Annotated in this window: 14 protein-coding genes; 10 read left to right on the forward strand and 4 right to left on the reverse strand. The window is 29.6% G+C overall.

Annotated features, from left to right (window positions below; all coding sequences use genetic code 11):
* The 5 genes from ACH2BO_RS08610 to ACH2BO_RS08630 form a co-directional block, all read left to right on the forward strand.
* The coding region (locus ACH2BO_RS08610) for a TonB-dependent receptor domain-containing protein (RefSeq protein WP_395044337.1) at window positions 1-1,761 on the forward strand (1,761 nt) is incomplete at its 5' end.
* Between the two features lie 188 nt (window positions 1,762-1,949).
* Complete coding sequence (locus ACH2BO_RS08615) at window positions 1,950-3,137, forward strand: hypothetical protein (protein ID WP_395044338.1); 1,188 nt, start codon at window positions 1,950-1,952, stop codon at window positions 3,135-3,137.
* A gap of 122 nt (window positions 3,138-3,259) precedes the next feature.
* Complete coding sequence (locus tag ACH2BO_RS08620; RefSeq protein WP_395044339.1) at window positions 3,260-3,595, forward strand: T9SS type A sorting domain-containing protein; 336 nt, start codon at window positions 3,260-3,262, stop codon at window positions 3,593-3,595.
* Window positions 3,596-3,689: 94 nt separating this feature from the next.
* Window positions 3,690-5,588, forward strand: coding sequence for a T9SS type A sorting domain-containing protein (locus tag ACH2BO_RS08625; RefSeq protein WP_395044340.1), 1,899 nt, complete (start codon window positions 3,690-3,692; stop codon window positions 5,586-5,588).
* 79 nt (window positions 5,589-5,667) lie between these two features.
* Window positions 5,668-6,648, forward strand: coding sequence for an acyl transferase (locus ACH2BO_RS08630; protein ID WP_395044341.1), 981 nt, complete (start codon window positions 5,668-5,670; stop codon window positions 6,646-6,648).
* Window positions 6,649-6,656: 8 nt separating this feature from the next.
* Here ACH2BO_RS08630 and tyrS read toward each other — a convergent pair whose 3' ends face one another.
* A complete protein-coding gene (gene tyrS / locus ACH2BO_RS08635) occupies window positions 6,657-7,952 on the reverse strand; it encodes a tyrosine--tRNA ligase (RefSeq protein ID WP_395044342.1) in 1,296 nt (431 codons plus the stop codon).
* 79 nt (window positions 7,953-8,031) lie between these two features.
* Between tyrS and ACH2BO_RS08640 the strand changes: the two genes are divergently transcribed.
* The 3 genes from ACH2BO_RS08640 (at window position 8,032) to ACH2BO_RS08650 (ending at window position 10,267) form a co-directional block, all read left to right on the forward strand.
* Complete coding sequence (locus tag ACH2BO_RS08640) at window positions 8,032-9,033, forward strand: NAD-dependent epimerase/dehydratase family protein (RefSeq protein ID WP_395044343.1); 1,002 nt, start codon at window positions 8,032-8,034, stop codon at window positions 9,031-9,033.
* Between the two features lie 99 nt (window positions 9,034-9,132).
* Window positions 9,133-9,705, forward strand: coding sequence for a hypothetical protein (locus tag ACH2BO_RS08645; RefSeq protein ID WP_395044344.1), 573 nt, complete (start codon window positions 9,133-9,135; stop codon window positions 9,703-9,705).
* Between the two features lie 13 nt (window positions 9,706-9,718).
* Window positions 9,719-10,267, forward strand: coding sequence for a hypothetical protein (locus ACH2BO_RS08650; protein WP_395044345.1), 549 nt, complete (start codon window positions 9,719-9,721; stop codon window positions 10,265-10,267).
* Window positions 10,268-10,282: 15 nt separating this feature from the next.
* Here ACH2BO_RS08650 and ACH2BO_RS08655 read toward each other — a convergent pair whose 3' ends face one another.
* Genes ACH2BO_RS08655 through ACH2BO_RS08665 form a run of 3 tightly spaced genes read right to left on the reverse strand, consistent with a single transcriptional unit; the run spans window position 10,283 to window position 12,728 of the window.
* The gene (locus ACH2BO_RS08655; protein WP_395044346.1) at window positions 10,283-10,657 is read right to left on the reverse strand and encodes a DUF4296 domain-containing protein; all 375 of its coding nucleotides are present in this window, start codon (window positions 10,655-10,657) and stop codon (window positions 10,283-10,285) included.
* A 3-nt stretch (window positions 10,658-10,660) separates the two neighbouring features.
* Window positions 10,661-12,001, reverse strand: a complete 1,341-nt coding sequence (locus tag ACH2BO_RS08660; protein ID WP_395044347.1) for a dihydroorotase — start codon at window positions 11,999-12,001, stop codon at window positions 10,661-10,663.
* Window position 12,002: 1 nt separating this feature from the next.
* Window positions 12,003-12,728 (reverse strand): polyprenol monophosphomannose synthase, encoded by a 726-nt coding sequence (locus tag ACH2BO_RS08665; protein ID WP_395044348.1) that lies wholly within the window; start codon window positions 12,726-12,728, stop codon window positions 12,003-12,005.
* Window positions 12,729-12,832: 104 nt separating this feature from the next.
* Between ACH2BO_RS08665 and ACH2BO_RS08670 the strand changes: the two genes are divergently transcribed.
* Complete coding sequence (locus ACH2BO_RS08670; protein ID WP_395044349.1) at window positions 12,833-13,498, forward strand: DUF4271 domain-containing protein; 666 nt, start codon at window positions 12,833-12,835, stop codon at window positions 13,496-13,498.
* 9 nt (window positions 13,499-13,507) lie between these two features.
* The coding region (locus ACH2BO_RS08675) for a uroporphyrinogen-III synthase (protein ID WP_395044350.1) at window positions 13,508-14,031 on the forward strand (524 nt) is incomplete at its 3' end.

The raw sequence follows: 14,031 nt of genomic DNA on the forward strand, positions 1-14,031 counted from the left end.
ACCTATTTATTATCATTAAATTTTGATAATAGTTATGTTGTTAGAAAAGGTGTAGAAAGAACCGTTCAAGGTAGTGCTACTGAAATTATTTATAACAACGATTTTTATAGTAGTGAATATAGATATAAAACTAATACATCTGCATTACTTGGTTTAAACTATAAATTTAAAAGATTAGACTTAACTTCAAGTATATTTTATTTAAAAAACACAGAAAGTGCAATAAAAGATCAATTTGGAATTCAAGGTAACCAAGTTAATAATCCAAATTATTTAATTAGAACTAATCAATTAGATCAATCTGATTATTTGACTGCTCAACTTAATGGAAAATATTTTTTATCCGAAAATAAAAATCAATCTATTAAAGGTGGAATTTCTTATTCTAAAACTAATTTTCAGCAACCAGACAGAAAATTCTTTGGCGGAACTCTGCAAGACAACGGCGAGATATTAACTTCTTATACAGGTAACAATTTTTTACGTCAATACTTAGATATTAACGGAAACTATTATATTTCTGGTCTTGGAGAATACAATTTAAAGTTTGGAAAAAATGACAAGAAAAACGAAATTACTGTTGGATTTAATTCAAATTCAACAGAAACAGTTTCGTCTTATCGTTTTGTTTCTGCAGTAACTAATTCTCATCCTTCATTTTCATCACCAATAAATGATATTGATAGTGTAATCAATTCAGATTTAGCTGCTGGTAATTTCAACTTTAGAGAAAGTTCTAATGCTCAATATAAAGTAAAATTATTTGAATATACAACAGCAGGTTTCGCAAATTTATTATTTCATTTTGGCGAAAAATGGGAAGTAAATGGTGGTCTTAGATATGAAAAGACATATAGAGAAACTAAATATAGAGAAAATGGGTCGTTTGACCAACCTTTTGTAAAGAAAAAATATGACACTAATTATATTTTACCTTCTTTAAATGTAAAATATGTTATGAACGAAAAATCAAACCTTCGTTTTGCAACAGGAAAAACCTATACCAAACCTGTTATCATGGAAGCTTTTCCAATTGAATATATTAACGCTGATGGAACTGCAACAAGAGGAAATAAAGATTTAAAAAACAGTGATAATTATAATATAGATTTTAAATATGAAATCTTTCCTACCAATAAAGAACTTTTAGCAATTGGTGTTTTCGGAAAAAAATTAAACAATCCAATAGAAAGAACATTTATTGCAAATGCTGCAAACGGATTAATAACAACCTATATCAACTCTAATGAAGCAACCTTATATGGTGCAGAAATAGAATTTATAGTAGATTTTGCAAGAATTAATAAAAATTTATCTGATTTTTCTTTAGGATTTAATACATCACTAATGCAAACTAATGTAAAATCATCAAATATTCTAGAAACTCACAGCGATAGAGATTTACAAGGTGCGTCAAAATGGCTAGTAAATTCTGATTTAAAATATCAATTTAATTTGAATAAAAAATGGAGTAATACTGCATCTTTAGTCTATTCAGTATTTGGAAAAAGAATTTTTAGTGTGGGCACAATTCCTTATGATCATATTTATGAATTACCTGTTGGCAAACTAGATTTTGTGTGGAGTAGTAAATTATCAGAACATTTAGATTTAAAATTTTCGGCAGATAATCTTTTAAATCCAAAAGTAAAATTTGAACTTGGAAACAATAGTTCATCAAGTTTTAATGAAAATTCAAGAACACTCAACGATTATAAAAGAGGCGTTGGTTTCTCATTAAATCTTGGATATACTTTTTAATAATTGTATAATTATATTTCCAAAAGCCATTCACAACCGAATGGCTTTTGGTGTTAATGAAATAAAGTTTCTTAACAATTAATTCAACTTATTTTAGATTTAAAATAACCTTATTATAATACTTACATAACTCAAAAAAAACAATCTAAATGTAAATTTGCTTATCAAAATAAAAAACAACAAAAACTATGAAAAAATTAATTTTAGGATTAGCAATTATCAGCTCAATCTTTACAAGTTGCACAAGCAGCAATGATGAAACAACAACAATTGTTCCAGCTACAGGAGAAATTACAGGAACTTACACAACTAGCAAAACATTTGCTTTTGGCAATTATACTTTAAAAGGTATTGTAAAAATTGCATCAGGTGTAACTTTAACTTTTGATGCAGGTTCAACAATTACTTGCAACAAAACTACTGGTGATAACGCATTAGTTGTTCTAAATGGTGGAAAATTAAACATTAATGGAACAGAAACTCAACCTGTAGTGTTTACAGAAGTGTCTGCAATTCCTGGTTCTTGGGGTGGAATAATAATGTATGGTGATGCTCCAATAAATGCAATTGGTGGCATTACAACTTCAACATCAGAAGACGGAAATGCTTTGCCTTATGGTGGAACAAATGCTACTCACAATGGTGGATCATTAAATTATGCAAGAGTAGAATATGCAGGTTCTAAACTTGCCGATGGAACAAAAGAGCTTAACGGATTTTCTTTCTATTCTGTAGGTTCAGGAACTACTTTAGACCATTTAGTATCTTATAAAGGTGCAGATGACGGATTTGAATTTTATGGCGGATCTGTAAGCTTAACTAATGCTGTTTCTTACGGAAATTATGATGATAGCTATGATTGGCAAGATGGATGGAGAGGACAATTAAACACAAACTGGTATTCTTATCAGGTCGTTAAAGGAAATTTTGGTATTGAAATTGAAGCTTCAAATAACAACAATGCATTTTATCCAAAAGTTAACAAAATAACTTTAAAAAGAGCTGCAGGTTGTACTCCCGAAGTTGCAGGAGATATTCAAATTGATGCTATTCAATTTAAAAAAGAAGGAAATGGCGATTTTAATGACGTTATAATAGATGGATATGGTATTTATACCGAAGGAACAACAACTTATAATGGTGCAGCAGTAAAAATTCAAGATGCTACAACAAACACCAACCAAGTTAATGGAAATAAAATTAAATTAACAAATGTTAAAATTAGTAACACGACGCAAACTACTCCAGTTGGTGCTACTTCAGCTATAACAGTTGCTTTTCCGAGTGGTCAATTTACAACAGCTGTAAGTTCAACAGGATCAATTTTAACTTTAGGAAACTGGGCTACAGTAAGTGGTGTAAATTTAATTCAATAATCAAATTTTAAATTATATTTAAAAAATCCTTCTGCTAAATTTTAGTTAAGAAGGATTTTTTTTGCTATTTGGCATTGTATTTGAAATAAAGTTTATATATTTGTATTAATCACATTGTACTCATGACTAAAAATTACTTTTATATTATCCTATTGTTCCTTTGTCTTAGCACTACAAGTGCGTTGGCACAAGAAGGTAAGCCAACTTCAAGAGCACAAGAAAATGCTATTGAGGGTTTAAGTTTTTATCCTAATCCTGTTAGTACTGGTAAGATATATATTACTACTAAAGACAACGAAGACAAGCAAATTACAATTTTTGATGTTCTAGGAAAAAAAGTTCTTCAAACGCTTTTAACATCGAGAGAATTAAACATTTCTTCTTTAAATCCTGGTGTTTACATCATTAAAATTGAAGAAGGTGAAGCTAGTTCTACCAGAAAACTAATAGTCAGATAGTTAAATCGTATAGATTTAACTTTTTTTTTACTTTGATAATTTTTAATTATAAAAATTGTCCGTATCTTTGATGTCTAATTTTATTTAAAAAACAATGAAAAAAATCTACTCTTTACTTTTATTGGTAATTGCTTCTACGTCTTTTGGACAACAAATTTTATCCGAAGATTTTAATTACCCAGATAGTGCTTTATTAACTGGTAATGGTTGGACAGCTCATAGTGGCGCTGGTACAAATGCTGTTGATGTTGGAGTTTCAAATGGTCTTACTTATACTGGTTATTCAGGATTAACTGGCTTTACAGCTGCTGCAGTTGGAAACGCTGCTCGATTGGATAATACTGGTGAAGATGTAAACAAAGCATTTGCTGCACCAGTTACTTCTGGTTCTCTTTATTATTCATTTATGGTAAATGTAACTACAGCAGTTGATGGATATTTCTTAAGTTTAGGTACAGGAACTACAACTTTGTTTGCAAGATTATATGCTAAACCATCAGCAACGGCTGGAAAAGTAAATTTCGGAATTGGAAACAATGCAGTTTCTTATTCTACTACCGATTTTGATATTGCAACAACTTATTTAGCAGTAATAAAATATGATGTTTCTGCAACTGGATCAGTTAGTTTATGGATAATTCCTGCTGGAATTCCTGCTACAGAAGCTGCTGCTGGAGCACCAACAGCTATAAACTCTGGTGCTGGTTCTGCAACTGTTGGAGGTGCTTATTTACGTCAATATAATTTGGCTCAAAACATAACTGTTGATGGTATTAGAATTTATCCAACTTGGTTTAACACAGCAGCATGTCCATTGACTTTAGGAACAGAAACTACTTTATGTGATGCTGTAACTTTAGGTATTGATACTTACACAGCTACTATACCATTTACAGGAGGAAATTCTGGAACATATACTTTAGCAACTACATCTGGAACTATTGGTGGTGACAATCCATCAACTGTAGCAACTGGAAACATTACAATTTCTAACATTACTGAAGGAACTGGAGTTACACTTACAGTTTCTGGTGGATGTGGATTTACAAAAATTATTGCTCCTTCAGAATGTAAACCAATTAATCCATTACCTTATGGCGAATCTTTTCCATACACAGCCGGAAACTCTTTAGGTTTAGAGCAAAAATGGGTAAATGTAAATACTGGTGACAATATTGTTGCTGCGGCTGGAAGTTTAAATTATCCTGGATATACTTCTAGCGGTAATTCTGTAGCTTTTTCTGGTGCTGGTATTGAATGTTTTACACCTTTTACAACTACAACAACTGGAACAATTTATGCAGCTTTTATTATTAATGTTACTGATGTAAGTAATATGACTGCAACTGTACCAGAAAGTTATTTTGCTGGGTTAACTGGTGCAAATAAAAGTATTCAAGCAAGATTATTTGTTAAAAAAACTGCTGCTCAATACCAATTAGGATTTGATTCTGCAAGTACAACAACAAACTATGATGCTACTTTAAGAAATCCTGGCGATGTTGTTTATGTTGTTATGGGTTATGATTTTGCAACAAATCTTTTAAAAGCATGGTTTAATCCAGACTTGGCAACTTTTACAGCTGCTACAACACCAACTTTAACTAATACTCCAGTAGTAGTTTTACCTGCAACTTCATTAGCAGATTTAGGTGGATTTTTATTAAGACAAGATACAGCTACTACAACTCCAACAATTACTTTTGACGAATTGAGAGTTGCAACTACAACTCCAGCTTTATTGGCTGTTGCTCAAAATAGTATTACTGGTTTAAGAGTTTATCCAAATCCAGTTTCTAACGGAACTTTATTTGTAGAAACTTCTGCAAACAGCGAAAAAACTATTGTAATATATGATATACTAGGGAAACAAGTTTTAAATACAACAACTACTTCAATAGAAGTTAATGTTGCCAACTTAAAAGGTGGTCTTTACATAGTAAAAATTACTGAAGAAGGTAAAACTGCAACTAGAAAATTAGTTATCAGATAATTACTTTTTATATTTTATAGAAAGCTCCAATTTACGTTGGAGCTTTTTTATTTTTATTACTTTTACAAAAAACAATCTTTTGATTTCAAACCAAGATATATTCACCATTTCATCTCAAAAGCAATTCGAAAAAATTGCTTTAAAAATCTTTCGTTTTCAATATGAAAACAATAGTGTATATCGTGAGTTTTGTGAGTTTCTAAAAGTCGAAAAAGGAAGCGTAAAATCAATTGAACAAATTCCTTTTTTGCCAATTCAATTTTTTAAAAGTCATGATGTTGTTTCTTCAAATGATACTATTCAAGAAACGTTTACAAGTAGCGGAACAACCGGAATCATTACAAGCAAACATCTAGTTACAGATATTTCTTTATATGAAGAAAGTTATAGAAATGGTTTTTCAGAATTTTATGGAAACATTGAAGATTATGCAGTTTTAGCATTACTTCAATCCTATTTAGAACGTCAAGGTTCGTCATTGATTTATATGGTAAAAGATTTAATTGAATTATCAAAAAATGAAAATAGTGGTTTTTATTTACATAATTATGATGAACTGATTTCAAAGTTAATTGAATTAGATTCCTCAGGTCAAAATGTTTTATTAATTGGTGTAACTTATGCTTTATTGGATTTAATTGAAAAGCAAAAATTTCAATTAAAAAACACAATAATCATGGAAACAGGAGGAATGAAAGGCAAACGCAAAGAAATTATTAGAGAAGAATTACATGAAATTCTTTGTAACGGATTTGGAGTTACAAATATTCATTCAGAATATGGAATGACCGAATTGTTATCGCAAGCATACTCTTTAGGAAACGGAATTTTCGAATGTCCGAGTTGGATGAATGTCTTAATTCGTGACACCGAAGATGCTCTTTCATATGTTTCAAACGGAAAAACTGGTGGAATTAATATTATTGATTTAGCAAATATTAATTCATGTTCATTTATTGCAACGCAAGATTTGGGTAAAAAATATCCCAATAACTCGTTTGAAGTATTGGGACGTTTTGATAATTCTGATATTCGTGGTTGTAATTTAATGGTTATTTAATCTTTAAACTAAACCACTCGTAATAAAAAATAATTTTTCTTTCCACTTTGCAATAACACAAATTGATTATTGATTAAATCATTAATCGTCAACTTATAATCTTCAGTGATTTTTGCTTTATTTACCGAAATAGAATTGGCTGTCAATGCTCGTCTTGCTTCGCCATTAGATTTAAAAAATCCTGATTTTTCATTTAAAACAGTTACAATATCAATTCCTGCATCGACATCATTTTTAGAAATTTCAGCTTGCGGAACACCATCAAAAACTTCTAAAAATGTTGCTTCATCCAATTGTTTTAAATCATCAGCAGTAGCATTTCCAAAAAGAATATTTGAAGCTTGAATCGCTTTTTCAAGTTCATTTTTTCCATGAACAAATGTAGTTACTTCTTCGGCTAATCTCTTTTGTAAAGCTCTTAAATGTGGTGCTTCGTTTTGTTCAACAATTAAAGAATCTACAGTTGATTTATCTAAAAAAGTGAATATTTTAATGTATTTCTCAGCATCAACGTCGGTTGTATTCAACCAAAATTGGTAAAATTTATAAACCGAAGTTTTATCTGCTGTAAGCCAAACATTTCCACCTTCAGATTTTCCGAATTTAGATCCATCAGCTTTAGTAATTAATGGACAAGTCATTGCAAATGCTTTTGCTCCATCGCCATTCATTCTTCTAACCAATTCGGTTCCTGTTGTAATATTTCCCCATTGGTCTGAACCACCCATTTGTAGCAAACAATTATAAGTTTTATACAAATGATGAAAATCATATCCTTGTATTAATTGATATGTAAACTCGGTAAAACTCATTCCTTCACCATCGCTAGAAAGACGTTTTTTTACAGAATCTTTTGCCATCATATAATTCACAGTGATTCGTTTACCCACATCACGAGCAAAATTTATAAATGAAAAATCTTTCATCCAATCATAGTTATTTACAAGTATTGGAGCGTTTGTTGCAGTAGAATTAAAATCTAAAAAACGAGATAAAACTGCTTTTATTCCAGCTACATTTTTATTTAAAGTTACTTCGTCTAATAAATTTCTTTCATCACTTTTTCCAGATGGATCACCAATCATTCCTGTTGCACCACCAATTAAAGCAATTGGTTTGTGACCAAAATGTTCAAGATGAACTAATAAAACAATTGGTACTAAACTACCAATATGCAAAGAATCACTTGTTGGATCAAACCCAATATATGTAGTTGTCATTTCCTTTAAAAGTTGTTCTTCTGTTCCTGGCATAATATCATGAACCAAACCGCGCCATTGCAATTCTTGTACTAAATTCTTCATCTTAAAAAACTATATTTTGCGCAAATATAACTAAAGTCAATGGCAATGACAAAACACTAAAAAAAGCTATCTTTACCAAATGATATTAGTTACTGGCGCAACAGGATTAGTTGGTTCACATTTACTACTTCATTTGTTAGAAAACAAAGAAGAAACTGTTCGCGCAATTTATAGAAATGAAAAACATATTATTAAAACCAAATCACTTTTTGATTTTTATAAAAAAATTGATTTATTTTCAAAAATTGATTGGGTAAGAGCCGATATTTTGGAAATTCCTTCGCTTGAAATAGCTTTTCAAAACATAGATAATGTATACCATTGCGCAGCAAGTATTTCATTTAATCCAGATGATGAAGACCAACTTAGAAAAGTAAATATTGAAGGCACAGCCAATATTGTAAATTTTTGTATTGATGAAAACATAAAAAAACTATGTTACGTTAGTTCTATTGCTGCGCTTGGCAATTTGGCGCAAAATGAAAGTACAATTACAGAAGACTCAGAATGGAATCCAGAGCAGTTACACAGTGATTATGCCATTTCAAAATATGGTGCCGAAATGGAAGTTTGGCGCGGATTTCAAGAAGGTTTACAGGTTGTAATTGTAAATCCAGGTGTGATTTTTGGTCCGGGATTTTTCGATCAAGGAAGTGGTGCGTTTTTTACTTCTATACAAAAAGGAATTCCTTTTTACACCAATGGTTCAACAGCTTATGTTGCTGTTACAGATGTTGTAAAAATCATGCAACTTTTAATGAATTCTACTTCTAATGGTGAACGATTTATTTTGATATCAGAAAACATATCATATAAAGACATTATTTATAGTATTGCAGAAAAAATTGGTGCAAAAAAACCAAAAATTGAAGCTAAATCTTGGATGTTATCACTAGCTTGGAAATTGGATTGGCTTTTTTCTTTAGTTTTTAGAAGCCAAAGAAAAATTTCTAAACAAGCATCTTATTCACTTCAAAACACGGATTTAATTTCTAACGAAAAAATAAAATCGTTTTTAAAGTATGAATTTTTACCTATTGATACTTATTTGGATGAAGTTGTGGGATGTTTTAAGAATTAATATGTTAAAATTAAGTTAATTTTTTTGTAATTGGTTTTTTTTTTTTTTGAAATTTACTATACTAAACAAATAAATGTTTAGTTTTAATTATATAAAATTATGAAAAAAATTAAAATTTTAATTTCTGGATTTGCATTTTTATCTTTAATTGTGTTTTCATTCATTATGTTTTTTTCTTGCTCAAAAGAAAGTAACAATAGTTTAGAAAGCAATGCTTTAAATGAAACTAACATTTCACTTAATAGATTTGTTGCAAAACAAATAATTGGTGAAGAAAGAAATGGAGAATATATTATAACTGCGGATAGAAATCAATTATTTGCAAATTTTTCAGAATTAGCAAAAGAGCAAGGTCTAGGTGAAGTAAAATATCAAACATTGTTTATAAGAAAAAATATTATAGAAGGAAGTAATCCAATTAAATATTATTACGGTTTATTCGCAATAGACAATATAGGATATCATCAAGCTGCAATTGAATTAATAAACACAAATAGAGCACTTATGATTGATGATTCTCCTAATACAGGTTCTATTACTTGCACTAGTACAAATTGTTCTGGCGCTCAATGTACTCCATACCAACACATAATGTCTACTGGAGATAAAGTTTGGACATGTTCTTCCTGTACAAGTAGCTGTACCAAAACTGCCAGTGTCACAATAAATTAAAGGTATATAAAAAATGAAAAAAATATTGCTCTTTAGTTGTTTCATTATTTTGAGTTATAGTTGTGCTCAAAACAAATTAGTTAATAATCAAAATGAATTAAAGAGCAATAAACTTATTGCAATAATTAAAAATGATAACTATGTTTTTAAAACCGATTTAGAAATTCTAAAAAATAGACTTATCCAAAACATATCAACTGAAAAGAAAATAAATTTTGATAAAATTGAAATTATCAAACAATTTACAATTGGAGATGAGCCAAAGGAATTTTATTATATACTTTTAAAAGATTCAAATACAAATATAAAAATAGCTAGATGGCTAAATAAAATTGATAATAAATTATATTTTAATAATTTAATCGGAAAAATAAATCAATTTGAGCAAACTTATCAATTTTGCGTAGGAAAAAATGATTGTAATCCTGAGGTATTTGAAATTGACAAAGATTTTTTTTGGTCTTGTAGTAAAGACCCAAAATGTTTACTAGAACCAATTAAACAAAGTGATCTTACTTGCAAAACTTTTAAAACAATTATTATTTCTGAACTTGAAGAATAATTAATAGTCTAATATTTACTTTACAACTCCAACATCCAAAGGTAATTCTTCTTTCTTACCATTTAGTTTTTCATTATCTGCATCAAGTTTAGATTTTACTTTTTCGTATAATTTTTTATACTTTACAATATCTGATGCGTAATATTGAGTGTTTTTGGCAAAAGTTACACTATCAATTTTGTATTTTTCTTTTATAAACTTTGTTGGCGTTGGATATTTTGTGTTTCCTGTTGTGTTTTGATTTCTCAAAGCATCAAGTAATGACAAATCATAAATTATAGAAACCATTTGGTCTTCATCAAGTAAATTATTTGGTTTTGCAACAACGCGATCCTTGCAACTTATTACTAGAAAAGAAAGTGATATAAAAAGTAAAACTGTTTTTTTCATAAATTATCTATCAAAAAGTAAACGTTGTCCTGCTTTAATTTCTTTGACTTTTGCGTTTTCATAAACCAATTGTCCGTTTACAAATGTATGAGAAATTCTTGATTTAAAATTGGTACCTTCCATTGGCGACCAACCACATTTATAAAGAATATTTTCTTTATTTACACTCCATGGTTTTGCTGGATCTACAATTACTAAATCAGCATAGTAACCTTCTTTAATAAAACCTCGTTTTTCTATTTTAAAAATCTTTGCAGGATTATGAGCCATTTTCTCTACAATTTTTTCAACCGATATTTTTCCTTGATGATGTGCTTCAAACATGGCAACAACTGCATGTTGAACCATTGGTCCGCCAGAAGGTGCATTTAAATAATCTTGAGATTTTTCTTCTAATGTGTGTGGTGCATGATCGGTTGCAATTACATCAATTGTATCGTCTAAAAGTGCTTTCCAAAGAGCATTTTTATCATTTTCAGTTTTTATTGCCGGATTCCATTTTATGAAATTTCCTTTTGCCGCATAATCTTCGTTGGTAAACCATAAATGATGAATACAAACCTCAGCGGTAATCATTTTTTCTTCTAACGGAATTTTATTGGTAAATAATTCTAATTCTTTGGCTGTTGAAATATGAAAAATGTGCAATCTCGCACCAGTTTTCTTTGCCAGTTCTACTGCTTTGGAAGAGGATAAATAACATGCTTCTTCACTTCTAATTAAATGATGTGAAGTAACCGAAATTTCATTACCAAATTCGGCTTTATATTTTTCTAAATTTGATTTTATAGTTGCTTCATCTTCGCAATGAACTGCAATTAGCATCTTGGTTGATGAAAATATTTTTTCAAGAGTTTCTTCATCATCAACAAGCATATTTCCTGTTGACGAACCAAGAAACAATTTTATTCCTGCAACATTTTTTGGATTTGTTTTTAGAATTTCTTCAAGATTATCGTTTGTTCCGCCCATCATAAAAGAATAATTGGCATAAGAATTTTGTGAAGCAATTTGATATTTTTGTTCTAATAATTCTTGTGTAACAGCATTGGGAACTGTGTTGGGTTGTTCTATAAACGAAGTTATTCCGCCAGCAATGGCAGCTCTACTTTCTGATTCAATATCAGCTTTGTGTGTCAATCCTGGTTCACGAAAATGTACTTGATCATCAATTGCACCAGGAATTAAATAATTTCCTTCGGCATCAATAACCTTGCAGTCTGAACTTTTGTGGCTTATACTTTGGGCAATTTCTGTTATAAACTCGCCTTCAATTAGAACATCGCCTTCAAAAACAATTCCTTCGTTTACAATCCTTGCGTTTTTTATTAAAACAGTACTCATTTTACAATTGATTAAAAAACTTTTTTATTCTTAATGATAATACTCCAAAAATGGCTTCTTTAATAATTGAACCACTCATTTTAGATTGTCCTTTGGTTCTATCTGTAAAAATTACTGGAACTTCTTGAATATTAAATTTTTTGGCGAAAGCTCTGTATTTCATTTCTATTTGAAAAGCATATCCAATAAATTTTATTTTATCTAGATTGATGCTTTCTAAAACTTTTTTGTTGTAACAAATGAAACCTGCTGTAGCATCCATAATTTTCATTCCGGTAATCATTCTTACATAAACCGAAGCAAAATAGGATAACAAAACCCTACTTAATGGCCAGTTTACAACATTTACCCCAGTAACATATCTTGAACCAATTGCCAAATCGGCACCGCCAAAATGACACGCATCATAGAGTTTTTCTAAATCATATGGATTGTGTGAAAAATCGGCATCCATCTCGAAAATAAATTCATAATCACGAGATAAAGCCCATTTAAAACCGTGAACATAAGCAGTACCAAGTCCAGATTTTTTTTCTCTTTGTTCTAGAAAAAGACATTTAGAAAATTCTTTTTGAAGTTCAATTACTTTAATGGCTGTTTTATCTGGCGAATTATCATCTACAATAAGAATATGAAATGATTTGTGCAATGAAAACACAGCTCTCACTATGCTTTCTATATTTTCAATTTCGTTATAAGTTGGAATAATTACAATACCACAATTCATATTTATCTTTAAATGTTTATGCAAAAATACTCTTTTTATAACTCTATAATCTTAATAAAATTATAATACTAATCAACAAATAAAATTTAGTAATTTTGCCTGCAATGATAGCACTAGAATTACATCCGAGAATTATTGAAACCAAAGATTGGGCAACAGTGCTTTTTGTGTTTTCTTTATTGCTAATTGTAGTTGCAAAATCATCGTTTGAAAATCGGTTTTATGATTTTATTCGGTTATTAGTTTCAGACAAATACACAAAAATATATAGGGAAAGCAGTCATTTAATGAGCGGATTTAATATTCTTTTATTTGTAGTTAACTTGATATCATTTTCTTTTTTTATACAATTAGTTTTGTCACATTATCAATACGGCGAAAAAACAGATTGGGTATTATTTGTTAGAATTTTTACTTTATTGACAGTTTTTATACTTTCTAAGTTCTTGATAGAAAAAATAATAGCTACAACATTTGGCATTGAAGAAATTATCGAACAGTTTAATTTATACAAAGTTACCTTTAGAACATATATCGGATTGCTTTTAATGCCAGTTTGTGTGATTTTATTTTACGGGAATTATATAACAAATTCTCTGATTTTATCAATTATTGGTATATTATTTATAATTAACGTGCTGACTTATGTGGTTTCATTGAAAAATTATCAAAACTTACTATTTAGCAAGTTGTTTTATTTTATTTTGTATCTTTGCGCACTTGAAATTGCACCTTACTATTTCATGTATTATTTGATTACACAAAATTAGAGCTTAAACATGTCAAACTTAAAAGTAAGAACGATATTGGTGTCACAGCCAGAACCAAAAGTAGAGAATTCGCCTTATTTTGACTTACAACAAAAACATAAGTTGAAAATTGATTTTCGCTCATTTATTCATGTTGAAGGAGTGAGTGCTAAAGATATAAGAGCTCAAAAAATTGACTTAAATAATTTTACAGCAATCATTCTTACTAGTAGAAATGCTGTTGATCATTTTTTTAGAGTAGCCGAAGAAATGCGCTATAAAGTTCCAGAAGATTTAAGATATTTTTGCCAATCAGAAGCCATAGCTTTTTACCTGCAAAAATATGTAGTATACAGAAAGCGTAAAATTTATGTTGGTCAAAAAGATTTTGCTGACATGTCTACGCTCTTCAAAAAATACAAAGAAGAAAAATATTTATTACCTGCTTCCGATCAATTAAATGCAGATGCTCCGATAACTTTAAACAATTTAAAAATCAATTGGACACAAGCGGTTTTTTATAAAACGGTAATGAGTGATTTATCTGATTTGGC

This window comes from Flavobacterium sp., assembly GCF_043773265.1.
Lineage (GTDB): Bacteria > Bacteroidota > Bacteroidia > Flavobacteriales > Flavobacteriaceae > Flavobacterium.

Excerpts from the sequence above, each read along its gene's own strand:
- ACH2BO_RS08615 (WP_395044338.1), top strand. The coding sequence starts at position 1,950 with ATGAAAAAATTAATTTTAGGATTAGCAATTATCAGCTCAATCTTTACA.
- ACH2BO_RS08620 (WP_395044339.1), top strand. The coding sequence starts at position 3,260 with ATGACTAAAAATTACTTTTATATTATCCTATTGTTCCTTTGTCTTAGC.
- ACH2BO_RS08625 (WP_395044340.1), top strand. The coding sequence starts at position 3,690 with ATGAAAAAAATCTACTCTTTACTTTTATTGGTAATTGCTTCTACGTCT.
- tyrS (WP_395044342.1), bottom strand. The coding sequence starts at position 7,952 with ATGAAGAATTTAGTACAAGAATTGCAATGGCGCGGTTTGGTTCATGAT.
- ACH2BO_RS08640 (WP_395044343.1), top strand. The coding sequence starts at position 8,032 with ATGATATTAGTTACTGGCGCAACAGGATTAGTTGGTTCACATTTACTA.
- ACH2BO_RS08645 (WP_395044344.1), top strand. The coding sequence starts at position 9,133 with ATGAAAAAAATTAAAATTTTAATTTCTGGATTTGCATTTTTATCTTTA.
- ACH2BO_RS08650 (WP_395044345.1), top strand. The coding sequence starts at position 9,719 with ATGAAAAAAATATTGCTCTTTAGTTGTTTCATTATTTTGAGTTATAGT.
- ACH2BO_RS08655 (WP_395044346.1), bottom strand. The coding sequence starts at position 10,657 with ATGAAAAAAACAGTTTTACTTTTTATATCACTTTCTTTTCTAGTAATA.
- ACH2BO_RS08660 (WP_395044347.1), bottom strand. The coding sequence starts at position 12,001 with ATGAGTACTGTTTTAATAAAAAACGCAAGGATTGTAAACGAAGGAATT.
- ACH2BO_RS08665 (WP_395044348.1), bottom strand. The coding sequence starts at position 12,728 with ATGAATTGTGGTATTGTAATTATTCCAACTTATAACGAAATTGAAAAT.
- ACH2BO_RS08670 (WP_395044349.1), top strand. The coding sequence starts at position 12,833 with ATGATAGCACTAGAATTACATCCGAGAATTATTGAAACCAAAGATTGG.